General features: G+C 67.1%; 23 protein-coding genes. 3 read left to right on the top strand and 20 right to left on the bottom strand.

The window, feature by feature from the left end; genetic code table 11:
• The 18 genes from U1701_RS02520 to U1701_RS02435 form a co-directional block, all read right to left on the bottom strand.
• On the bottom strand, positions 1–396 hold the full coding sequence (locus U1701_RS02520) for a flagellar export chaperone FliS (RefSeq protein WP_332780954.1): 396 nt from the start codon (positions 394–396) through the stop codon (positions 1–3).
• On the bottom strand, positions 396–1,916 hold the full coding sequence (gene fliD, locus U1701_RS02515; RefSeq protein ID WP_332780953.1) for a flagellar filament capping protein FliD: 1,521 nt from the start codon (positions 1,914–1,916) through the stop codon (positions 396–398). The genes U1701_RS02520 and fliD overlap by 1 nt, the downstream gene beginning before the upstream one ends.
• A 51-nt stretch (positions 1,917–1,967) precedes the next feature.
• On the bottom strand, positions 1,968–3,101 hold the full coding sequence (locus tag U1701_RS02510) for an EscU/YscU/HrcU family type III secretion system export apparatus switch protein (RefSeq protein ID WP_332780952.1): 1,134 nt from the start codon (positions 3,099–3,101) through the stop codon (positions 1,968–1,970).
• On the bottom strand, positions 3,101–3,874 hold the full coding sequence (gene fliR, locus U1701_RS02505; protein ID WP_332780951.1) for a flagellar biosynthetic protein FliR: 774 nt from the start codon (positions 3,872–3,874) through the stop codon (positions 3,101–3,103). The genes U1701_RS02510 and fliR overlap by 1 nt, the downstream gene beginning before the upstream one ends.
• A gap of 187 nt (positions 3,875–4,061) precedes the next feature.
• A complete protein-coding gene (gene fliQ / locus U1701_RS02500) occupies positions 4,062–4,331 on the bottom strand; it encodes a flagellar biosynthesis protein FliQ (protein ID WP_332780950.1) in 270 nt (89 codons plus the stop codon).
• Position 4,332: 1 nt separating this feature from the next.
• The gene (gene fliP / locus U1701_RS02495; protein ID WP_332780949.1) at positions 4,333–5,211 is read right to left on the bottom strand and encodes a flagellar type III secretion system pore protein FliP; all 879 of its coding nucleotides are present in this window, start codon (positions 5,209–5,211) and stop codon (positions 4,333–4,335) included.
• A complete protein-coding gene (locus U1701_RS02490; RefSeq protein WP_332780948.1) occupies positions 5,208–5,459 on the bottom strand; it encodes a flagellar biosynthetic protein FliO in 252 nt (83 codons plus the stop codon). The genes fliP and U1701_RS02490 overlap by 4 nt, the downstream gene beginning before the upstream one ends.
• Positions 5,460–5,469: 10 nt before the next feature.
• Positions 5,470–5,760, bottom strand: a complete 291-nt coding sequence (gene fliN / locus U1701_RS02485) for a flagellar motor switch protein FliN (RefSeq protein ID WP_332780947.1) — start codon at positions 5,758–5,760, stop codon at positions 5,470–5,472.
• The gene (locus tag U1701_RS02480; RefSeq protein WP_332780946.1) at positions 5,757–6,719 is read right to left on the bottom strand and encodes a flagellar motor switch protein FliM; all 963 of its coding nucleotides are present in this window, start codon (positions 6,717–6,719) and stop codon (positions 5,757–5,759) included. Before U1701_RS02480 ends, fliN begins: the two co-directional genes overlap by 4 nt.
• Before the next feature lie 4 nt (positions 6,720–6,723).
• Positions 6,724–7,320, bottom strand: a complete 597-nt coding sequence (locus tag U1701_RS02475) for a flagellar basal body-associated FliL family protein (RefSeq protein WP_332780945.1) — start codon at positions 7,318–7,320, stop codon at positions 6,724–6,726.
• Positions 7,321–7,329: 9 nt separating this feature from the next.
• Positions 7,330–8,388 carry a flagellar hook-length control protein FliK gene (locus U1701_RS02470; RefSeq protein WP_332780944.1) on the bottom strand — a complete coding sequence of 353 codons (1,059 nt, stop codon included), beginning with the start codon at positions 8,386–8,388 and terminating at the stop codon, positions 7,330–7,332.
• Between the two features lie 33 nt (positions 8,389–8,421).
• On the bottom strand, positions 8,422–8,838 hold the full coding sequence (locus tag U1701_RS02465; protein ID WP_332780943.1) for a hypothetical protein: 417 nt from the start codon (positions 8,836–8,838) through the stop codon (positions 8,422–8,424).
• Complete coding sequence (locus U1701_RS02460) at positions 8,831–10,162, bottom strand: FliI/YscN family ATPase (RefSeq protein ID WP_332780942.1); 1,332 nt, start codon at positions 10,160–10,162, stop codon at positions 8,831–8,833. Before U1701_RS02460 ends, U1701_RS02465 begins: the two co-directional genes overlap by 8 nt.
• Positions 10,156–10,884, bottom strand: coding sequence for a FliH/SctL family protein (locus tag U1701_RS02455; protein ID WP_332780941.1), 729 nt, complete (start codon positions 10,882–10,884; stop codon positions 10,156–10,158). The genes U1701_RS02460 and U1701_RS02455 overlap by 7 nt, the downstream gene beginning before the upstream one ends.
• Complete coding sequence (gene fliG / locus U1701_RS02450; protein WP_332780940.1) at positions 10,877–11,896, bottom strand: flagellar motor switch protein FliG; 1,020 nt, start codon at positions 11,894–11,896, stop codon at positions 10,877–10,879. Before fliG ends, U1701_RS02455 begins: the two co-directional genes overlap by 8 nt.
• The gene (gene fliF / locus U1701_RS02445; RefSeq protein WP_332780939.1) at positions 11,893–13,542 is read right to left on the bottom strand and encodes a flagellar basal-body MS-ring/collar protein FliF; all 1,650 of its coding nucleotides are present in this window, start codon (positions 13,540–13,542) and stop codon (positions 11,893–11,895) included. The genes fliG and fliF overlap by 4 nt, the downstream gene beginning before the upstream one ends.
• 4 nt (positions 13,543–13,546) lie before the next feature.
• Positions 13,547–13,915: a flagellar hook-basal body complex protein FliE gene (fliE, locus tag U1701_RS02440; RefSeq protein WP_332780938.1), complete on the bottom strand. Its 369-nt coding sequence runs from the start codon at positions 13,913–13,915 to the stop codon at positions 13,547–13,549.
• A complete protein-coding gene (locus U1701_RS02435; protein ID WP_332780937.1) occupies positions 13,912–15,189 on the bottom strand; it encodes a sigma-54 interaction domain-containing protein in 1,278 nt (425 codons plus the stop codon). Before U1701_RS02435 ends, fliE begins: the two co-directional genes overlap by 4 nt.
• A gap of 278 nt (positions 15,190–15,467) precedes the next feature.
• Between U1701_RS02435 and U1701_RS02430 the strand changes: the two genes are divergently transcribed.
• From U1701_RS02430 to U1701_RS02420, 3 genes are all read left to right on the top strand, one after another.
• A complete protein-coding gene (locus U1701_RS02430; RefSeq protein WP_332780936.1) occupies positions 15,468–16,346 on the top strand; it encodes a flagellin N-terminal helical domain-containing protein in 879 nt (292 codons plus the stop codon).
• A 236-nt stretch (positions 16,347–16,582) separates the two neighbouring features.
• Positions 16,583–17,413, top strand: a complete 831-nt coding sequence (locus tag U1701_RS02425) for a flagellin N-terminal helical domain-containing protein (protein WP_332780935.1) — start codon at positions 16,583–16,585, stop codon at positions 17,411–17,413.
• 158 nt (positions 17,414–17,571) lie between these two features.
• Positions 17,572–18,297, top strand: coding sequence for a phytanoyl-CoA dioxygenase family protein (locus U1701_RS02420; RefSeq protein WP_332780934.1), 726 nt, complete (start codon positions 17,572–17,574; stop codon positions 18,295–18,297).
• Positions 18,298–18,479: 182 nt separating this feature from the next.
• Here the strand turns inward: U1701_RS02420 and U1701_RS02415 are convergent, their stop codons facing one another.
• Both U1701_RS02415 and flhA read right to left on the bottom strand, forming a co-directional pair.
• Positions 18,480–19,274 (bottom strand): sigma-70 family RNA polymerase sigma factor, encoded by a 795-nt coding sequence (locus tag U1701_RS02415; protein ID WP_332780933.1) that lies wholly within the window; start codon positions 19,272–19,274, stop codon positions 18,480–18,482.
• Positions 19,271–21,325, bottom strand: coding sequence for a flagellar biosynthesis protein FlhA (gene flhA / locus U1701_RS02410; RefSeq protein WP_332780932.1), 2,055 nt, complete (start codon positions 21,323–21,325; stop codon positions 19,271–19,273). The genes U1701_RS02415 and flhA overlap by 4 nt, the downstream gene beginning before the upstream one ends.
• Positions 21,326–21,328: the final 3 nt, after the last annotated feature.

Genomic DNA, 21,328 nt, shown 5'->3' with positions numbered 1-21,328 from the left:
TTACCCGCTGATGCTGCGCCAGGCCTTGGCGATCTCGTCCAAATTGTCCGCGGTGTCGCGGAACGGCGCGGGATCGTGACCTAGCGAGGCGTTGATGATCGTGGTGCGCGCGCCGGCGTAGAGCCGTGCCAGCGTGATTGCGACATCGCCGCCTTTCTCGAAATCGAGCCCGGCCTCGAGCGCGAACAGGATCGCGGTCGCGCGCGTGATGCGGTCGCTCTTGATCGCGTATTTGCGGTGTTCGGCGGCCCAGGCTGCGGCGCGCAAGGCGGCGACGAGTTCCTCGTAGAGCAATTGGGTGAGGCCGGCAGCGCTCGCGGTTGCAGAGCGGCCGACGATGTCAATCTGGCGATAGGTGGCGGCGGGGTCGCGCGTGAGCGTGGTGGCGTATTGCATCAATTGTCGCTCGAATTCCACGCGTCGATCTGCTGGGTCAGGAACGCCTGCGTGGATTTATACGCCGCCACCGCCGAATCCATCTTCGCAAACTGAGCGGTCATCCGCGTCTTGGTCGTCGCCGCGAGGTCGGCGGCCTTGGTCTGCGCATCGGCGATCGCGGACTGCGCGTCGGTCAGCCGCCGTGTCGACGCGTCAAGGCTGAGATCCTGATCCGACACCGAACTGGCGACGGTGGCCTGCTTGACGATCGCCGACAGCGCGCCGGCGATCCCGTCGTTGGTCGCCGCACCCTTGCCGTAAGCGAACAGCGCCTCGACCGCGTCGGGATATTTCGTGATCGCGGCGGCCAGCTTGGTCGAATCGACCGCCAGCGTGCCGTCGCGGCTGGTCGTCACGCCGAGATCGGCGAGCGTGCGCGGCGCGCCGGTCGTGGTCGGCGTCGCGAGCGTCGTCGTAGTCAGCTTCGCCAGGCTGCGCGCGATCGCGTTGACGGTCGAATCGGTCTTCAGCACGCCGGTGAACGGATCGATGTCCGTCGCGACGATCTTCTGCAGTTGGTTGAAGGTCGTGACGAAATCGTTGACCGCGGTGCTAAGCGAACTGGTCGGCGAGGTCGAGCCCAGCGTCACCGGAGTCGTCGAAACCGAGGCGAGGTCGAGCTTCACCCCGGTGATCAGGTCGCTGATGCTGTTGGTCGAACGATGGAAGGTCGCACCGTCGAGCGTCACGCTCGCGTCGCTTGCGCTGGTACCAATCGTCGTGCCGGTTGCGTTGCGGCCGACGTTCAGTGTCGACAGCTTCGCCCCGGTCGCGGTGGGGTCGGCGTCGTTACCGGTCAGCGTGAACGCCTGCATCGCACCGTTCGCGCCCTTGATGGTCAGCCGCGCGCCGATCCCGTCGGTGACCACGGTCGCGGTGATGCCAGCACCCGCGGCGTTGATCTTGGCGGCGATGCCGTCGAGCGTGGCGTCGCCTGTGCCGATCGCGATGCTGATCGCCGCGCCGCCGCGTGGCGTGAAGGTCGTCGTCGGCGGCGTCGTCGAACGGTCCGTCGTGTCGGCGCCGAACTGCAGCGACAGCGTGCCCGCGTTGAACGCGGTCGTGCGCGGGATCGGGGTGTTGGTCGTCGCCGCCTGTGCCGAGGCGAGCGCGTTGACGGTCAGCTGCCCGGTCAGCCCGGCGAGCTTCGCGCCCGACGTCGCGGTGACGGTGACGACGCTGGTGTTGGAGCTGGTCGGCTGGGTCGTCAGCGAGCCGCTCGTCACCAGCGACTTCAGCGCGGCATCGAAATTGGTCAGTTCGCTCTTCAGCGCGGAAACCGCCGAGATCTGCGCGGTGAGCGTATCCGCCTTGGCGGCGAGCTGGCTGTTCTTGACCGCGAACTGGGCGTCGACGAGCTGCTGGACCAGCGTCACGGTGTCGACGCCGGATCCGCTGCCAAGCGTCTTGACGATCGATGCAACCGTCGACGTCGCGGCGCTCGCCGTCGTCGCAGAGGTCGTGGCAGTCGTCGTCATGTCTGGACCCTTCGCGCGTTACTCCCGAGAACGGCTGAAAGCTCCGAATCTTTAGTCGCCTTTGACGCCGTTCTCATCGTATCGCGCGCCGGGCGGCACGACGACCGCCGGAAGCGGTGCGGTGCCGCCCATCTTGGTGTTGAGGCCGAACACGAACGCCAACACCGCGGCGATCGCGACGTACAGGTCGTCGCGCACCTCCTGATCCTCGCGGCTGGTGTAATAGACCGCGCGAGCGAGTTGGGGGTATTCCAGGACGGGCACGGCATATTCGGCGGCGAGCTCGCGGATTGCCAGCGCCGTCGCGCCGCGGCCCTTGGCGACGACGACGGGAACCTGGTCGCGGCCACGGTCATAGCGCAGCGCGACTGCGAAGTGGGTTGGGTTGGTTAGGACTACATGAGCTTCAGCTATCGCCTTGCGCGAGCCGCGGCGCAGGATTTCGCGTTGGCGTTGGCGCATTTGTCCCTTGGCTTCGGGCGAGCCCTCGCTCTCCTTGTGCTCGTCCTTCACCTCCTGTTTCGACATGCGCAGCTTGCCGAGGAGACGGAGGATCTGGACGGGCAGGTCGATGCCGGCGATCACGACGAGTCCCAGCGACATCGCGATCAGAATGCCGATGAAGGTACCGCTCAGGGCCTTCATCGCTTGCTGCAGGTCGGTCGCGACCAGGCCGATCGCCATGTGCTGCGCCTTCCACAGCGCCCAGGCACCGATTGCGGTGAGCAGCACGACCTTCAGCAGCGACTTGCCGAGTTCGATCCAGCCGGTGGGGCCTAGGATGCGTTTCAGCCCGGACGCTGGGTTCAGCCGGCTAGGCTTGGGCGCCCACAGCTTGGCGTTGAAGGTCGGCGAGCCGAGCGTGAGCTGGCTGAAGATCGCCGCAGCCATGCTGACGACCAACAGCGTTATGATCGACGGCGCGAGCTTCCAGCCAGCTTCTATCAGCGGGCGGAAGGGGGAAAAATCCTCGACATCGGCGCGGCCGAAACTGAAGCTCGCCGCCATCACCGCCTTGCACGCGGCCATCAGCGAGGGACCTGCGAACATCAGCCAGGCGACGCCCGCGAGCACGACGAACGCGGTCGAGAAATCCTTGGAGCGCAGGACATTGCCGTCCTCCGCCGCTTTCTTGCGCTTCTTGGGGGTTGGGGCTTCTGTCTTTTCGCCGAACTCATCCGCCATCAGCCGAACACCAGCCGTTCGGTCGCGGCCAGGCTCTCGCGGACGATGACGAGCATGTAATCGCCCATCGCCGGGAAGGCGATCGCCAGCGCCAGCACGCCGACCGCGAGGCTGGCGGGCAGGCCGATCGCGAACAGGTTGAGCGCGGGCGCGGCGCGCGAAATCATGCCGACGACGATGTTGAGGCTGAGCAGCAGGAAGCCGACGGGGAGCGCGAGCAGCAGGCCGGCGAGGAAGGTGTAGCCGCCGAAATAGGCGATTCCGCGCAGCCGGTCGGCGCCGAGCCAGGCGTTCCCGACCGGCATCGCGTCATAGCTGCGCACGATCATGTCGACGAGCATCAGGTGCCCGTCGACCGACAGGAACAGCAAAGTGAGCATGACCGAGAAGAACTGGCCGAGCGCGGGACTGGACTTGCCGTTCTGCGGGTCGATCGCGGAGGCGAAGCCGAGGCCCATCGATCCGCCGATGATCTCGGCTGCCACCATCGGCGCGGCGAAGCCGATCTGGAGGACGAAGCCCAAGGCGGCGCCGACCAGCGCTTCGGCGGCGATGGCGAGCATGGTGGCGACGGTGAAGATCTGCGCCGGCGGGGTGACCGGATGCGCGGCGAGCACGAGGAAGCCGATCGCGCCCGCCAGCGTGACGCGCACGGTGACGGGCACGCCGACCGCGCCGAACACCGGCGCGGCGGCGAACGCGGCGCCGACGCGGATCATGACGAAGATCAGCGCCCAGAGCTGCGGCTCGATCTCAAGGCCGAAGCCCAACACTACGCTTCCCCCCTCCCGCCTGCGAGTGCGGCGTCGGTCATGCCCCCGGCATGACCTGAACAGCACGGGGTGCTGTTCACGCCGCACTGGGTTGGGGGTGGGCTCGCGTTGTCGATGGCAGCTGACGCCGATGGCGCGAGCCCACCCCCGGCCCCTCCCGCGAGCGGGAGGGGAGAGAGCAGGCTCGTCATTTGACGAGGTCCGGGATGCGTTCGAAGATCGAGATCGTGAAGTCGCTGAGCAGCCCCAGGATCAGGCTCCCGAAGATCAGGATCGACACCGCGACCACGATCAGCTTCGGCACGAACGACAGCGTCGCCTCGTTGATCGACGTCGCCGCCTGGACCATGCCGACGATCAGCCCCGACACCAGCACCGGGATCAGGATCGGCGCGGAGGCGAGCGCCAGCACCCACATCGTCTGGTTGGCGATCGACAGGAAATATTGCGCGTCCATCTCAGGTGCCGAAGCTGCTGGCGAGGCTGCCCATCGTCAGCGCCCAACCGTCGACGAGCACGAACAGCAGCAGCTTGAACGGCAGCGAGATGATCGTCGGGCTGAGCATCATCATGCCCAGCGCCATCAGCACCGTCGCGACGACCAGATCGATGACGATGAACGGCAGGAAGATCAGGAAGCCGATCTGGAACGCGGTCTTGAGCTCGCTGGTGACGAAGGCGGGCAGCAGCACCGAGAAGGGGATGTCGTTGGCCGACGCATAGGGGCCCGACTTCGCCATCTGCGCGAACATCGTCACGTCCTTAGTCCGCGTCTGGCGCACCATGAAGGCGTGCAGCGGCACGCCGGCGGTGGTGATCATCTGCGTGCCGGCGAGCTGCCCTTGCGCATAGGGCTGGATCGCCTGCGTGTTGATCTGGTTGATCGTCGGCGCCATCACGAAGAACGACAGGAACAGCGAGAGCCCGATCAGCACCTGGTTGGGCGGGGTCTGCTGCAGCCCGAGCGCCTGGCGCAGGATCGACAGCACGATGATGATCCGCGTGAAGCTGGTCATCATCAGCAGGATCCCCGGCAGGATCGTCAGCAGCCCCATGATGATGAGGACCTGCAGCGACAGCGACAGCGAACCGCTCTGCCCCGTGCTGCCGGATTGCTGGCCACCGAGCTGGCCGATCGCGCGGTCAACCGCGTCGCCGACGCCGGGGGCGGGTGCCGCGGCGGGGGCGGCTTGCGCGAAGGCCGGCATCGCGATCAGCAGCGCGATCAGGACGGCGAGGACGATCCAGACGATCTTCGCCGCGCCGACACGCGAACGCGGGGTTGCCGCGTGGATTAGCGCCGGGCCGGTGCCGCGGCGCGTAACGGTGATGGTCATGCGTCGATCCGGTCGACCAAAGTCACGCCGCCGCGCGCGACCGATACCAAGAGCCGGCGACCCTCGAAATCGAGCACCGCGAGGCGCACGCCCGGCGAGATCATCATCGTTTCCTTGACCGCGATCAGCCGCGTCGTCGGCTTGCCGGGCATCCGCGCCTCGAACTTGCGCCACAGCACCAGGCATCCGATCATCAGCCCGCAGACGAGCGGCAACATGATCGCAAGCTTCAGGATATAGGACCACATCATCGCGGGATCAGCCGCGCTTGTCGGGGGTGACGAGCTCGGTCATCCGCACGCCGAACCGCTCGCCGACGGTGACGACTTCACCGCGGCCGATGAGCGTGCCGTTGACGAACACGTCGAGCAGTTCGTTGGCATCGCGGTCGAGCTCTATCACGCTCGATTCGCCCAGCGCCAGCAATTCGCGCAGCGTCAGCGAGGTCGAGCCGATCTCGACCGTCAGCTTGACGTCGACATCCTGGAGCAGCCGGAAATTGGCGGCGACCGCGCCGTCGACGGGGAATCCGCCGGTCATGTCGTTCATTGCATCTGTCCTTCGTCGATACGCGCGAATTGGGTGATCTGGATGGCGGCATGGCCGTTCGAGGTGCCGACGGTGCCCGCGCCGAGGCGGTCGTTGCCGACCATGATCGGCACCTCCGTGCCGAAGCTGATCGGGATGACGTCGCCGGGCTTGAGATTGAGCAGCAGCGAGAGCGGCACGACGGGTTCCGCGAGCACAGATCGGATCTCGAACCGCACGTTCATCGCCGCGCGCGTCAGGCCGGTCTGCCAGGCGGGGTCGGGCTCGGCGGCCTTGCCGACGACCTTTCCGGTCAGCGATGCACCGTGCGGCTTCAGCGCCGCGACCGAATAGAGCAGGTCGATGAAGATCGGCCGCGCATCGCCCGCAGCGATGCCGAAGCGCGTGACGATCACCGCATCCTCGCCGTCGATGTCGGCAAGCATCGCCGCGTTCGATTCGACGCGGCCGGGCGCGAAATCGATCTTGGCCAGCGGCTCCCAGGTGGCCTTCAACGGCCCCTCGATCATCGATCCGATCCGCGCGACCATCGCCTCGCCCGCGGGCGAGAATTCGCTGGGCAGCACGGCGGGGGCGGCACCGGTGCCGCCGAAGAACATGTCGAGCAGCTCGAGCACGAACTTGCCGTCCATCACGCACAGCGCCTGGCCGTGCGCGATTGAGCCTGCGGTGGTCATCGCCATCGGCAGCCACGCGGTCAGCCCGTCATGCCGTTCGGCGCGGTAGTCGGCGAAGCGCTGCACCACGAGCGGTTCGGCCCAGCAGCGGATTTCCGCGCGCAGCAGCGGTTCGAACACCCCGCGTATCCCACGCGCCAGGCGTGCGGACAGATGCTGCAGCGTGTGCAGGTCGCCGAACGGATTGAGCTTCGCCGGACCGAGCACACCCTGATGGGTCGCCGGTCGCCTGGGCCGCTCGCGCCGTTCGGGCGCCGTCATCGTTGCGGGGTCGTTAACCATGTGCTCACTGAACGACGAAACTGGTAAAGTAGACGTTACTAACCCCGCCGAATCCTTCCTTTTGCTTCATCGTATCGTTGATTGCCTTCACCAGCCGGGCCTGCAGCTTCTTTTTGCCCTCGCCGGTGAAGACGTCGTCCTCGTTGGTATCGCCCAACGCCATCAGGATCGCCGAGCGAATCGCGATGTCGTTGGTCTTCAGCCCGGCGATCACCGAATCGTCGTACGGCGTCGAGACCGCGATCCCGACCTGGACGAAATGCGACGAATTCTGCAGGTTGGCGGTGAAGTCCTTCTCCATCGCATAGTAATTGGACGCGTATTTGTCGCCGCCGGGGCCGGTGGCGGGGGCGATGCCGGCGCCGCCTTCATGACCTTCGCCGGCGGGCGCGTGCTTCTGCTCGCTCTTGGGGACCAGCTTGGGCCCGGTGTCGACCTTGGCATGGCCGCCGCCAATCAGCCCAGAATTGGCAGCATACAGCCCGCCGCCGATGCCGCCGCCGATCAGGACGATCGCGCCCACGCCGATCACGATCAGCTTGCCCATCTTGCCCTTCGTCTTGCCCGTCGTCTTGGGCGTCTCTTCGGTCTTGTCGCTCATGATCGGTCCTTATGCGATGCGAATGTCGTCGGGGGTCTGGGCCGCGCTCGGGGTCGGCGCGGCGGCGCGCTGCGGCTGCTGGCTCGGCGCGGGAGCTTGGCGTTGCTGGCTGCCGCCGTCCGCGCCGACCGAGGTCTGGCCGAGCGTGATCCCCCGCGACGCGGCGATGTCGGCGAGCTCCGTGCGGGCATTTTCCAGCAACGCCCGCGTCGCGCCCTGTTCGGCGGCGAAATGGACGTGCACCGCGTCGCCGTCGCGGCGCATCGTCACGTCGATCTGGCCGAGCGCGTCGGGGATCAGCCGGATCCGCGTATTGCTGGCGTTGGCGTCGTCACGCAGTTGCTCGATACGATCGATCATCCGGTGCGGGAAATCGCCTTGGCGCGCGTCGAGCGGCGCCTGCTGCACGTCGCCGGTCGCCGCCACCGCATGACGCTGCGGTTCGAGCCCGACCGCCCCGATCGACATGGGCCCCGCGTTGGCCGTCTCGCGGCGGGGTGCGGCATCGGCGTCGTTGCCGACCGCTGCGCGGATCGCTGCGCTGAACACGTGCGCGGCCGGGGCTGCGCCGCGCGGGACGACGTCGGGAACGGCGGGCACGGCGAAGGCATCGACCGTCACGGCGTCCGGCATCGCGTCGGGTAGTGGTGTATCGGCAGTTTCGAGCTTCGCCGCGTCGATCGCGGGCGCGTCGACGGCAACGGCCGAGACGAGTTCCAGCATCGGCGCGACGAGGGTCGGGGCGGCAGCAAGAACCATCGCCGGCGTTGCGGCACCGAGGGACTGTGTCTCGGCAACGGTAGGCGGCGGTGCCGGCTGCGCGATCGGCGGCAGCTGCGCGAGCCAGGCAAGCGCCGGCGGGGCAGCGGCATCCGGCAACGGTTTGCCGTCGGCGGCAGGATCGTCGTTGCCGGGCTGGTTGGCCGCTGCCGGCGGGGCATCGTCCGCGCCCGCGTCTAGAAACGCGGCGAGCGATTGCCGGAAGCGGCCCGCGCCTTCGCTGCGCCGTGGGTCGGCGGGGCGATCGGGCGTTGCGGGGGACCGGGATGCGGTCGCGGACTGGATCATGCGGCGGGTCTCGACGAGGGTATCGTGGTCAGCTCAGCAAGGATCGTGCCGAATCTTTCGGATCGGCGGGGTTTCCTCCAGGCCGCGGATCGCCTTCAGCACGGCGTCCGCATCGGCGCGCGCCATCAGCTGTTCGACCGCGCTCTGGTCGCGCTTGGCGGCGCGCGTCGCCTCGGTCGCGCGGTTGGCCATGTATTCGGCGGATTGCAGCCGATCGCGCGCCGCGGCGGCGGACTGGTGGAGGCGACCGCGGAAATGCGCCGCGGCGGCGAGCGACACGCCCGCCCCGGTCTCGGTGGTCGGCGCGATCGCCGCGGCCAAGTCGGCAATGCGTCGGCCGAGTTCGGCTTCGCTGGTGAGTTTGTCGTGCGCGCGCGCTTCGTCGGCACGGATCAGGTTCAATTGCAGCGTCCGCACGCGGTGGATGCGGGCGAGGACCTTCTTATCCATCGCCGAACACGCCGGTCAGCTCGGCGACCGCGTCATGCATCGGGACGATCGCGTCGGCATCCTGGCGGATGAACTCCATCACCGCGGGGTGGCACGCGATCGCTGCATCGATCGCCGGATCGGCACCGGGACGATAGGCGCCCATCAGAACGAGATCGCGATTCTGTTCGTAGGTTGCGAGATGTCGGCGCAGCACGCGCGCGGCGCGTGCATGGTCGGGGCCGACGATGTCGGTCATCACGCGGCTGACCGAAGGACCGATGTCGATCGCGGGGTACACGCCCTGTTCGGCGAGCGCGCGGCTGAGCACGATATGGCCGTCGAGGATCGAGCGCGCCGAATCCACCACCGGATCGTTGCCGTCGTCGCCGTCCGCCAGCACGGTGTAGATCGCGGTGATCGACCCGCCGCTGTGCACGTCGACCCCGGCGCGTTCGATGATGTTGGGCAGCATCGCGATCGCCGACGGCGGATAGCCGCGCGCCGAGGCCGGTTCCCCGAGTGCGAGGCCGATCTCGCGGCCGGCATGCGCGACGCGGGTCAGGCTGTCCATGATCAGCAGCACCTGCTTGCCCTCGGCGCGGAACGCCTCGGCGATCGCGGTGGCCCGCAACGCACCGCGAATGCGCAGCACGGGGGAATGATTGGCGGGGACGGCGACGACGACCGCACGCTTGCGCGCTTCGCCGGCGACCTTGGTCTCGAGGAAGTCGGCGACTTCGCGTGAGCGCTCGCCGATCAGGCCGATGACGATGACTTCGGCCTGCGCGGCGCGGACGATCATGCCGAGCAGCACCGACTTGCCGACGCCCGAGCCGGCCATGATGCCGATGCGCTGGCCCTGGCCGACGGTCAGCAGGCCGTTGATCGCGCGCACCCCGACATCGAGCGGCACGCGCACGCGACCGCGGTCCAGCGGGCTCTGCAGCTTGCCCGCGAGCGGCCAGCGCCCGGCGCCGCGGATCGGACCCAGCCCGTCGATCGGCTTGCCCGCCCCGTCGACGACGCGGCCGAGCAGACTGGCCCCGACTTCGGCTTCGCCGGGCGCGCCGATCGGGCGCACGGGTGCGCGCGGCAGCAAGGCCGCCGGGCCGCCGAGGTTCATCAGCAGCGTGCGGCCGTTGCGGAACCCGATGACTTCCGCTTCGACCTTAGCGTCGCCCGCGCCGCCGACCATGCAGACGGTGCCGACGGGCAAAGTGAGCCCGACCGCCTCCATCAGAAGCCCGTCGAACGAGGCCAGCCGTCCCGACACCTTCGGTGCGGGGGTGAAGTCTGCCATGCCCAGTGTTTCGAGATAGTCGGCCGTGAACCGGTTCAGCATATCGGCGGCACCGAAACCCGGTCCATCGCCAGCGTCAGCTGTTCCAGCCATAACTCCGGCCCGTCCTCGACGATCGTCGAGGCGGATTCGAGAACGAAGCTGCCGCGTTCGAGTCCGGGGTCGCCAACCGCGAAGATCGCCGTCGGCAGATGCCCTTCGAGCAACGCCACGTCGTCGGGATGGACGCGCAGCAGCGCCGATTCGGTCTTGTCGGCGAGCAGGTCGCTCGCGGTCGTGATCCGGCTGGCCAGCAGTTCGGGGGAGATGCCGACTTCGCCGACCAGCTTGCCGACCAGGCTCATCACGGTCTGGCGCAGCTGCTCGGCAATGCGTTCGCGGTCGATGCGACCGCCCGATCCGATCGCCTCCGCGATCGCAGCGCCGAATGCGCGATCACGATCGACCTCCGCCCGCGCGGCCTCGGCGGCGGCGGCCAGACCCTCGGCATAGCCTGCGGCATGCGCGGCGGTGAGCGGGTCGATGAACGGCGTCTGCGCGGCCGCGGCATCGAGCGGGTTCCAGCCCGCGGTCGGGTTCGCATCCGGGTCGGCCGGGCTGAAATGCTTTGGCCCGCCGCTCTGCTTGAACGCCATCGGCCCGCGCGCGGCCGCGCGCTGACGCAGGTCCGCCGGCGCGAAGGCGGACGGCATCGCGCAAGCCGCGCGCATGGCCAGCGCGGCAGCATCGTGACGCGCGGCGATTCCCGCTACGAAATCAGACATAGTCGTCGTCGCCCCCGCCCATTTGGATCGTGCCGTCCTTGGCGAGCGCGCGCGCGATCTGGATGATCGTCTTCTGCGCCTCGAGCACTTCGGCCAAGCGCATCGGACCGCGTGCTTCCATCTCGTCGCGGATACCGTCCGCGGCGCGCGCGGACATGCAGCCTAGGAACCGGGCACGCGCAGACTCGTCGAGGCCCTTCAGCGCCTTGGTCAGGATTTCCCCGTCAATGTTGCGAATCAGCGCGCCCAGGTTCTTGTCGTCGAGCGACAGCAGGTTGTCGAAGACGAACATCGCCTCCTCGATCGCCTTGGCGACGTCCTTGTCGATCTTGAACAGCTTCGGCATCACCCGCTGCTCGGTCACCTTGCGCGCGCCCTGCAGGATCTTTGCGGCCTCGCGCGTGCCGCCGAGAGTCACGCCGGCACCGCCCGATGGACGGGCGCTGCGGTTGCCGAGCAGTCCTTTCAGCGTATCGACGGCTTCGGGGGTGATCGGTCCCAGCCGCGCGATCCGGTGCAGGATATCGGGCTGCGCTGCGTCGGGCATCAGTTCGAGCACCTGGCCGGCGATCGCCGGATCCAGGTTGGCGATCAGCACCGCCGCGATCTGCGGGTGTTCCTTCTCTATCATCGCCGCGATCTCGCTGGTATCGAGCCAGTCGAGCAGTTCGAGTTCGCACGCCGCCTCGGGCGGGGTGATCCGCGCGAGCACGCTTTCGGCCTTTTCGCGGCCGAGCGCGCGGTTCATCACCGCCTCGATCTTGGGGCGGGGGTCGAAGCCGATCGCGGTCCGCTCGCGCGCATGGCCAACGAAATGGTCGAGCACGTTTTCGACCTCGACCTCGCTGACGTCCGCGACCGCGAACATCGCCTTGCCGAGCTGGCGGACTTCCTCAGGATCGAGCTTTTGCAGGATCGCCGCCGCTTCCTCTTCGCCGACGAGCATCATCAGCACCGCGGCGCGTTCGACGCCGGTATAGACGCGCGGCGGTTCCGCGATCGCGAGGTTCACTTGGTGTCCGCCCTGATCATGTCGCGCACCGCCAGCGCCGCGCGGGTCGGGTTGTCACGGGTGAAACCGCGGACCGCACCGATCCGCTCGTCATAGCCGCGGCTGTTCTCGAGCTGGTCGAGGCTGACGACGGGTGAGGTGGCGATATCGGACGGCGTACCGGCGATCGGCTGACCGAGCGCGGGGCGATCGGTGGCGGCATCGTCGCGCTTCTTCATCAGCGCCTTCGCCATTGGCCGGACGCCGAGCAGCAGCACGAGTAGGGCGATCAGGATCGCGGTGACGTTGCGGGCTACGATCGGTAGCCAGCCGGCATCGTACCAGGCTTGCTTGTCGACCGCGATGTCGGCGCCCGCGAACTTGCGGCTGATCACCGTGACGTTGTCGTTGCGCGCGGGGTCGAAACCGACCGCGCTTTTGACCAGTTCGGTGACCTGATTGATCTCCATCGCGGTACGGCGACCCTTTTCGGGATCGCGCAGCAGTACCGCGACCGACAGCCGCTTGACCCCGCCAGGTGCGGCGTGGGTGACCGAGACTTCCTTGCCCAGGTCGTACGCGCGCTGGAAACTGTCGCTCTGCTTCATCGGCTCGCTTGGCGTACCGGCGGCCGGCAGTGGGGCGCCGCTGGCACCGCTCGCCGCTTGTGGCGACTGCATCGTGCTGGCGGCGGGCGGGGTGTTCGACAGCGCGCCGGGTATTCCCCCGGTGGTGCCGCCATCTTTCTGGTTGCCCGTCCACGAGCCTGTTTCGGCGCGCAGCACGCCAGGGGCGTCGTATTTCTCGCGCGTCGCCTGGGTCTCGTTCAGGTCGACATCGGCCTGCACTTCGGCGGTGAAATTGCCCGCGCCGATCAGCGGGGTCAGCAGCTGGATCAGCTGGGTGCGGTATTTGTCCTCGACGCGGCGCTGGAATTCGATGCGCTGGTCGTTGCCGGTGTCGCCCGCGCCGCCGCCCGCCTTCGTGAGAAGCGCGCCCATCTGGTCGACGATCGTGACGCTGTCGGGCTTCATCCCCGGCACCGACGATGCGGTGAGGTTGATGATCGAATTGACCTGCGCGTCGCTGAGCGATCGCCCGCCCTGCAGCTTCAGGATTACCGACGCCGACGGGCTCGCATTGTCGCGCACGAACACCGACGCTTCTGGCACGGCGAGATGCACCCGCGCCTCCGCGACCGCGTCGATCTCCTCGATCGACTTGGCGAGCTCGGTCTCCCGCGCTTGGCGCAGGCGTTCGCCTTCGACCGCGCGGCTGACACCCATCGGCAATTGGTCGAGGATCGCGTAACCGCCGGGCGCCGCCTTGGGCAGGCCCTGGCCGGCGAGCAGCAGCCGCGCCTTCGAATAATCTTCTTCGTTGACGGTCAGCGCGCCGGTCGAATCGTCGATGTGGCTCGTGATGCTGGCCTGCGTCAGCGCGGCGGTGACCGAGGCCTTGTCGGCATCGGGGAGCCCCGTGAACAGCGTCTTCTGCGTCGGCGTCGACATCGTCGCCCAGGCGAGCGCGGCGGCGCCGATCAGGCCGATCATCATCGTCATCGGCAGCGAGCGGCGCACGATCGGCTGGTCGAGCACGGTCTTGATCTGGCGCAGCGGGTTCGCGAACCGATCCGGCAGGACGGGGGTGGTGGTCAGAGCGTTCATCGCATTACACCGGCATGCTCATGATGTCCTTGTAGGCGGACAGCAATTTATTGCGGACCTGCAGCGTCGCCTCGAAGCCGACGCTGGCCTGCTGGCGGGCGAGCATCACTTTCGCGATGTCGACCGTTTCGCCGCGCTCATAGCTTTCACTGAGCTTGGCGGCCTGGGTCTGACCCTCGTTGACCGATTTCAGCGCGTCGCCGAGCGTGTTGGCGAAGCTGGTCGGTCCCGTCGATGCGGGCGTCGATGCGCCGGCCGAAGCATTGGCGCGGGTCAGCGCCTCGTTGCGTTCCAGGATCTGCGCGCGAAGCTGCATCACCCGGTCAACGCTCATCGCGCCGCCCACGCCGCCCCCAATTCCGGCGATGCTCATGCCGAGACTGCGCGCGTGATGTCTTCACCCTGCTCGCGCGCCTTGGCGAGGCGATAGCGCAGCGTGCGTTCGGAAATGCCTAGCCGCCGTGCGGTCTCGATCCGGCTGCCCCCGCAGGCGGCGAGCGTCTCGCGGATCGCGGCGAACTCGCTCATCTGGACGATGTTGCCCAAGGTCCCGGGGGGCGTCTCGGGCTCGTTCGAGTCCGCAACCACGCGCAGGATCGGGGCGGGCGTCACCGCGCGGTCGAACACGACGTGCCCGGCGTCGATCGTGTCGCCGGCCGCGAACAGCAACGCGCGCTGGATGACGTTTTCCAGCTCGCGGACGTTGCCAGGCCAGTCGTGGCGGGTCAGCGCGTCGATTGCCTCGGCGGTCGGCCAGGGGATCGCGTTACGCTTGCCGGCATGGCGCAGGATCATCGTCGCGGCGAGCGCGGGGATGTCCTGGCGTCGTTCGGCGAGCCGTTTGGTGGTCAGCGGGAACACCGCGAGGCGGTAATAGAGATCCGATCGGAACCGCCCGGCGGCGACCTCGTCCTGCAGGTCGCGGTTCGCGCAGGCGATGACGCGGACGTCGATCGCCTGCGGTACCGACGCGCCGATCGGCACGACTTCGCGCTCCTGCAACACGCGCAGCAGCTTGGCCTGCAACTGGATCGGCATCTCGGCAATCTCGTCGAGCAGGATCGTGCCCCCGTCCGCGGCGCGGAAGAAGCCTTCGCCGCCCGACGAGGCACCGGTGAAGGCGCCCTTCTGGTGGCCGAACAGCAAGGCTTCGAGCATCGTCTCGGGCAGTGCTGCGCAATTGATCGCGATGAACGGCTTGCCCGCGCGCGTCGAGCTGTTGTGGATCGTGCGCGCCAGCACTTCCTTGCCGGTGCCGGTCGGGCCGTTGATCAACACGGTGATGTCCGACGCCGCGACGCGCTCGGCGAGCGCCAGCAGCGCGAGGCTCTCGGGATCGGCAGCGGTCGGCAGATCGGGGCCGGCGAGCAGCGCGCGTGCAAAGCCGTTGCCGACCGCTGAATCGGCGGGGCCATAGGCAAGTCGTGCGGGCTGGCCGTCACGCGCCGGGACGACCAGGCATCCGGTTTCGCCGATGATCATCGTCCGCTGCGGCTCCGCGACCTCCTCGCCATCGCCGATCAGAAGATAATCGGACGATTCGCAAGTATCACCGTCGATTTTGACGCTGACCCCTTGGGCCCGCAAAGAAGAGAGGAGTGCGTATTTACGCTTGAGCACAGATTGTGACGCATGAATCGAACGCATTAAGGCCCCCCTTGTCGATCGTGTAAATACGATGGGGTGGTAAACGGCGGGTTAATCTGCCGGTCGGCCGGCAACATTTTTCCGGGCGCGCGTGCCGCGTGCATCGCGCGCGCACGAAATCGGTACTCTGCATGCATGTAAACCGGCAAAACCGGCAACGACCGGCAAAAAATGTCGCATTGCCGGCTAAATCCTGCCGGTTGCCGGCCGTTACTGCATTCAGCGGCTCGGTTCCAAAGCGGAAACGGGGGGACCGCAGAGCTAGATGGAGATCTGACATGACCGTTATCGCAAGCAACATCAGCGCCTTGCGCGCTTCGAACGCCTCCACCAGCGCGCAGATGTCGCTGTCGACCTCGATGCAGCGCCTCTCGACCGGCGTGCGCATCAACAGCGCCAAGGACGACGCCGCCGGCCTCGCCATCAGCGCGTCGATGACGTCGCAGATCAAGGGCATGAACCAGGGCATCCGCAACGCCAACGACGGCATCTCGATGGCGCAGACCGCCGAAGGCGCACTCGACGAGGTCACCAACAACCTGCAGCGCATGCGCGAACTCGAAGTGCAGAAGACCAACGGCACCTATTCGTCTGCCGACGTCGCCAACATCAAGTCCGAGCAGGACGCACTGGCTCAGCAGATCGCCAACGTGCTGACCAACACCAAGTTCAACGGCACCGCGCTGTTCTCGGGGACCGGCACCGACGGGGTCAACGCGCTCAAGGTCACGGTCCAGGCCGGTGCGGACACCGCGGACGCAATCAAGCTTGATCTGGGCTCGAACCTGCTGAAGAGCACGGCAATGACGGCCATCATCAATCCGCCGGTGGCTGACGATGCGGCGACGGCGGGGACCGACGAAACCGTAGCGGCGAGCGTGAAGGCGGCGACCCTGACGCAGTACGACTCGGCGATCGCGTCGATCACAAACCGCCGTGCCAGCCTCGGCGCGACGCAGAACCAGCTGCAGTCGGCGGTCAACAACTTGACCAGCAACTCGACCAACCTGTCGGACGCGCGCAGCCGCATCCAGGACACCGATTACTCGGCGGAGACGACCGCGCTGGCCAAGGCGCAGATCCTCTCGCAGGCATCGACCGCGATGCTGAGCCAGGCGAACCAGAGCACGCAGAGTGTCCTGAAGCTCCTCCAGTAATCCACGCCAGGCTCCGGCGCCGGTCCCCCCCCAAGGGTGCCGGAGCCGCCCCTCCCGCCGAGAGAACGGTGGGCGAGCGGTGAGGTCCCCGGCGGTCATGCGCCGGGGATTTCGCGCATGCGACGATCGTGTTCGATATTTTCGCTAAATGTCCGTCCCGTCCGGCCGTTATGGCTGGTGGCGGCTCGTCCTTCGCCTTGGGGGCGCCGGGGAGTGCGCCGTGATGGAGTCCGGACATGACGGTAATCAATAGTAATTTGAGCGCGTTGCGCGCGTCGAATGCCTCGACCACCGCGCAGATGGGGCTTTCGACCTCGATGCAGCGCCTGTCGACCGGCAAGCGCATCAACAGCGCGAAGGACGACGCCGCCGGCCTCGCGATCAGCGCGTCGATGACCTCGCAGGTCTCGGGCATGAACCAGGGCATCCGCAACGCGAACGACGGCATCTCGATGGCGCAGACCGCCGAAGGCGCGCTCGACGAAGTGACCAACAATCTGCAGCGGATGCGCGAGCTCGAGGTGCAGAAGACCAACGGCACCTATTCGGCGACCGACATTTCCAACATCAGTGCCGAACAGAATGCGCTGGCCACGCAGATCACGAATGTTCTCACCAACACCAAGTTCAACGGCCAGCCGCTGTTTACCGGTACGGCCGGCGCGGCGGGGATCGTTTTCATCCAGGCGGGTGCCAACACCTCCGACAAGATCTCCATGAATCTCGGCGGCAACCTGCTGACCGACGGCGTTCAGGGCGTCATCAGCGGCGGCGCGACGCCGACCGCGATCGCGACGACGCTCGAGGATTACGACACGGCGATCGCCAATGTCGTCAACCGTCGCTCGAGCCTCGGCGCGACGCAGAACCAGCTGCAGTCGGCGGTCAACAACCTGACCAGCAACGCGACCAACCTGGCGGATGCGCGCAGCCGGATCGAGGACACCGACTATTCGGCCGAGACCACCGCGCTCGCCAAGGCCCAGATCCTGTCGCAGGCCTCGACCGCGATGCTCAGCCAGGCGAACCAGAGCACGCAGAGCGTGCTGAAGCTGCTCGGCCAGTAATTCCCGAATAAGTCCCGGCACCGCGCCCCCAACCTGGGGTGCCGGGCCGACCGGACCTGGTTTGGTCGAGCGAACCCTCGGCGGCGCAAGCTGCCGGGGGTTTCGTGTGTTTGGGGGAGGGCGGGGCGGTAAAGCAGCCGGTCGTCTTGTGTCCAATAGTGGACATTGCGAAGATCCACGGCATCGGCATATCTGACCCTATGATGATGCAGGAGCAGACTCCTTTCAGATTTTCTGAGCAAGGAGCAGAGCACTTCCCAGGTGCGATAGCTGATAGCTTAGCTGATTTACGGGCAGCGCTCGTCCACCTACCTTCGGAGCGTGCCGGTGTTCGCATATGCGGCATTGAGGCACTACGGCCGTTTCTGGCCTGCGATGGCGCAATTGGCTCAATCGCAGCGAATGTTCTGGGACCAAAGTGCCGTGCAGTAAGAGCGATATTCTTCGACAAGACCGCTGAAACGAACTGGTCGCTTGCTTGGCATCAGGACCGCACCATTTGCGTGAAGCGACGTATCGACGTGAATGGCTTTGGCCCTTGGACAACAAAGGGCGGGATGCAGCACGTCTCTCTACCGTTCGATCTGCTCACGCGCATGGTCACTTTGCGCGCTCACCTCGACGATGTTCCCGTGACCAATGCCCCGCTTATAATAGCGCCCGGCTCGCATGCTAAAGGGCGTGTTCCCATCGACGCGATCGAACAGGTGGTTGGCCGATGTGGCACGCAGGTCTGCATCGCTAATGCTGGCGACGTGTGGCTCTATGCAACGCCGATTTTACATGCCTCTGAAGCGGCCAGTCGTCCGGCGCATCGACGCGTGCTTCAGATCGACTTCGCTGCTGACGAGCTGCCCGGTGGCTTGGAGTGGCTCGGGGTCTAACGTCCGCTTTCCACCCAGTTTCCGTCATCCTGACGGAAGTCAGGATCCAGGGTTTCGGGCGGTACCGTTCGTGGCTCTGGATCCCGGATCAAGTCCCGGATGATGGGTGGGGTATGTCCGTCCATCCGGAAGGGGCGTTGGCGGTTGTGCGCGTGGCGTTTTGGACACCACCGCGCCAGTCCTCAGCGCTGGCTTGCGAGCGCCTTCTTCAGCGACTCATACGCCTGCTTCTTGATCTGGCAGACGCGCGCGGCGCCGACGCCGAGGACCTGGCCGATCTCCTCGAGGTTGAGTTCGTCGACATAATACATCTGGATCACCTGCGCGGCGCGCGTCGGCAGCGCGGCGATCGCGGCGATCAGCGCGTCGCGCATTTCTGAATCCGCGAGTTGGTCGAACGCGCTGGGCGTGTCGTCGGCGAACCAGGGGAGGTCGTCGGCGTAGAGGTCGTCGACCGATTCGAAGCGGATCGCATCGGCGCTCGCATAGTCCGCGCGCAGCTTCTCGATCGAAACGCCGAGCGTGTCCGCCAGCATCGCCTCGGTCGGGGCCTGGCCGCTTGGGCCGGTCAGCGCCTTGACTGCCGCGGCATAGGCACGACGGCGGCGCATTGCGCCGCGGGTCGTCGTGGCCTGACGGCGCAACTCGTCGATCATCGATCCGCGCAGGCGCTGCGCGACATATTGGCGGAAGGTGGCGCCGCCGCGATCCTCGAACGTCGCCGCAGCCTCGACCAGCGCGACCAGCCCGACCTGGACCAGATCGTCGACCTCGACCAGATTGCTCATGCTGCCATGCACGTGCCACGCGATCCGGCGGACCAACGGCAGATGCTCGCGGATCAGCGCGTTGGGGTCACCGCCTGGGCGCTGGCCCGGGCGATAGGTGAGCGGCTGCCCGATGAAGGCGGGGATTGGCGCCGGAAGCGGGACGGGTGTCGCGTTCGTGAACGCGGCTTGCATCGGCATCGCGCTCATGCCGCGAGCGCCATCGGCGTGCCGATCACCGCGACGACCTCGACCGCCTTCTCCTCGGGCACCTCGAAGAAGCTCATCACCGGCGTGTCGGGCAGGCAGGTCTTCACCAGCTTGCGGATCGCGACGCGGATCGCGGGCTGGACGACCAGCGCGAACGGCTTCGCGTCGGCGATCAGCGGTTGCGCGGCGCGTTGCAGCGCCTCGACGATGCGGCGGCCGAGATCGGGTTCGATGACGTGGCGGCGCGCGGTGTCGGCGCGCGCCGCCTGGCCGAGCAGTCCTTCGAGCTGGCCCTCCAACGTCATCACGCGCAACGGCTCGCGCACGCCGCACAGTTTCTGGATGATCAGCGCGCCGAGCTGCGGACGGATCAGCTCGACGATCTCGTCGGCATCCTGCGTCTTCTGCGCGGCGACCGCGATCGCCGACGCGATCCGGCGGAACTCCTTGAGCGGAACATTCTCCACGAGCAGGCCCTTTAGAACTTGAGTGAGGGTGGTGAGGGGCAATGGCGCCAGCGACGCGACGAGCTGCGCCGCGTGCTCCTTCAGTCCGTCGAGCAGCGCCTGGACTTCGTCCGAGCCGAGCAGGTCGGCGGCGTTCTGGCCGAGCGCATGGTTGAGGTGAGTCGCGACGACGGTGCCGGGGTCGACCACCAGATAGCCCGCGCCGGTCGCGGCGTCGGCGTCGCCCGGCGCGATCCAGGTGGCGTCGAGGCCGAACGTCGGGTCCTTCGCCTTCTTGCCGTACAGGTCGCCGAACGCGGTGCCGGTATCGAGCGCGAGCATCTCGTCGGGCGACACCACGTCCTCGCCGACAACGACGCCGTTGACGAGGATGCGATAGATGTGTGGCGGCAGGTTGATGTCGTCGCGGATCCGCACCTGCGGGACGACGAAGCCGAGTTCCTTCGACAGCTGGCGGCGGACGCCGGTGACGCGGCCCATCAAAGGCGCGCCGCGGCGCTCGTCGACCAGCGGCACCAGGCCGTAGCCGATATCGATGTTGATCTGCATCGCATCGCTGACCTCGTCCCAACCGATCCGCGAGGGATCGACCGGCTCCACGACGGCGACGGGCGCGAGCACTGGCCGCGCGGCGATCTGGCGCAGCTTCCACGCGGCGAAGCCGGCGAGCGCGGCCATTGGGAGGATCACGAAATGCGGCATGCCCGGCATCAGCCCGAGCAGCCCGAGGATGACGGCGACCGGAGTCCAGGTACGAGGGCTGCCGAACTGGCTGCCGATCTGGCCGGCGAGATCGTGTGTCGAGGTGACGCGCGTGACGATCGCGGCGGCGGCGATCGACAACATCAGCGAAGGCAACTGCGCGACCAGCGCGTCGCCGATCGCGAGCAGCACATAGTTGTGTGCGGCGTCGCCGATCGACATGCCGTGTTTGACAGGCCCCAGGATCAGCCCGCCGACGATGTTGGTGGCGAGGATCAGCAGGCCGGCGACCGCATCCCCCTTCACGAACTTCGACGAACCGTCCATCGATCCGTAGAATTCGGCCTCGGTCGCGGTGTCGATGCGGCGCTGCTTGGCTTCGTCGGGGGTGATCAGTCCGGCGTTGAGGTCGGCGTCGATCGCCATCTGCTTGCCGGGCAGCGCGTCGAGCGTGAAGCGCGCGGACACTTCGGAGACGCGTCCGGCGCCCTTGGTGACGACGATCAGGTTGATGATGATCAGGATCGAGAAGACGAACAGCCCGACGATATAGTCGCCGCCGATCAGGAAGGTGCCGAACGCCTCGATGACGTGGCCGGCCGCGGCTTCGCCTTCGTGGCCATGGACCAGCACGACGCGGGTGGAGGCGACATTGAGGCCGAGGCGGAACAAAGTCGCGAATAGCAGCACGGTCGGGAAGGCGGAGAAGTCGAGCGGCTTCTGCGCGTTTAGCGACACCATCAGCACCGCCAGGCTGATCGCGATGTTGGCGATGAAGAACACGTCGAGCATCGCCGCCGGGATCGGCACGACCATCAGCACGACGAGCAGCAGGATCGCGATCGGCAGCGCGGAGGCGCGCAGGTTGGGGAGGATCTTCACTGG

Source organism: Sphingomonas rhamnosi, assembly GCF_036663615.1.
GTDB lineage: Bacteria > Pseudomonadota > Alphaproteobacteria > Sphingomonadales > Sphingomonadaceae > Sphingomonas.
Note: the sequence above shows the minus strand (reverse complement) of the source record. Positions and strands in the feature narration are given on the sequence as shown.